Consider the following 1,348-nt stretch of genomic DNA (forward strand, 5'->3'; position numbering starts at 1 on the left):
GCTTGTACTTTGAAAACTAAATAATATTTATTTCTTTATTCACAATTAAACCGAGAACACCGCGTTATTTGAGTTTTATTAACGAAATTAATCGCATACTCAATAACTGAGGTGATCGTAAGATCATCAAGGTTAAGTTATGAAGGGCGCATGGTGAATGCCTTGGTACTAGGAGCCGATGAAGGACGGGACTAACACCGATATGCTTCGGGGAGCGGTAAGTACGCTTTGATCCGGAGATTTCCGAATGGGGAAACCCAATCATCTTAGTCGATGATTGCCTGAGCAGTGAATACATAGCTGTCAGGCGGTAGACGCAGTGAACTGAAACATCTAAGTAGCTGCAGGAAGAGAAAGAAAATTCGATTCCCTGAGTAGCGGCGAGCGAAACGGGAAGAGCCCAAACCAACGAGCTTGCTTGTTGGGGTTGTAGGACTGAACATTTGAGTTACCAAAGTGCGACGTAGTTGAAGTCGTTGGGAAGCGACGCCAAAGATGGTGATAGCCCAGTAAACGAAACGTCACACTCTCAGTTCAGGATCCTGAGTACGGCGGGACACGTGAAACCCCGTCGGAATCCGCGAGGACCATCTCGCAAGGCTAAATACTCCCTAGTGACCGATAGTGAACCAGTACCGTGAGGGAAAGGTGAAAAGCACCCCGGGAGGGGAGTGAAACAGTTCCTGAAACCATGTGCCTACAAGCTGTCGGAGCACATTTACGTGTGACGGCGTGCCTCTTGCAGAATGAACCGGCGAGTCATGATTGCGTGCAAGGTTAAGGTGGAAAAACCGGAGCCGCAGCGAAAGCGAGTCTGAAATGGGCGTACGAAGTACGCAGTTATGTACCCGAAACCAGGTGACCTACCCATGTCCAGGTTGAAGGTGCGGTAAAACGCACTGGAGGACCGAACCCGTATCAGTTGAAAATGGTTGGGATGAGGTGTGGGTAGCGGTGAAATTCCAAACGAACTTGGAGATAGCTGGTTCTCTCCGAAATCTCTTTAGGGGGAGCCTCGAGGTTTAGAATCATGGAGGTAGAGCACTGTTTGGACTAGGGGCCCGTCATGGGTTACTGACTTCAGATAAACTCCGAATGCCATTGATTTTTACTCGGGAGTCACACGGTGAGTGATAAGATCCATCGTGGAAAGGGGAACAGCCCAGATCATCAGCTAAGGTCCCTAAATATATGCTAAGTGGAAAAGGATGTGGAATTGCACAGACAACTAGGATGTTGGCTCAGAAGCAGCCATCATTTAAAGAGTGCGTAATAGCTCACTAGTCGAGTGACTCTGCGCCGAAAATGTACCGGGGCTAAGCATATTACCGAAGCTATGGATGCATCC

1 rRNA gene is annotated in these 1,348 nt (G+C 48.4%); it reads left to right on the forward strand.

The features are described 5' to 3' along the window. Window positions 1–130: 130 nt before the first annotated feature. Window positions 131–1,348: ribosomal RNA gene (locus tag HF864_RS09350) — 23S ribosomal RNA — on the forward strand; the annotation flags it as partial.

The sequence above is a fragment of the Lactobacillus sp. MRS-253-APC-2B genome, assembly GCF_012843675.1.
In the GTDB taxonomy this organism is placed as follows: Bacteria; Bacillota; Bacilli; order Lactobacillales; family Lactobacillaceae; genus Limosilactobacillus; species Limosilactobacillus pulli.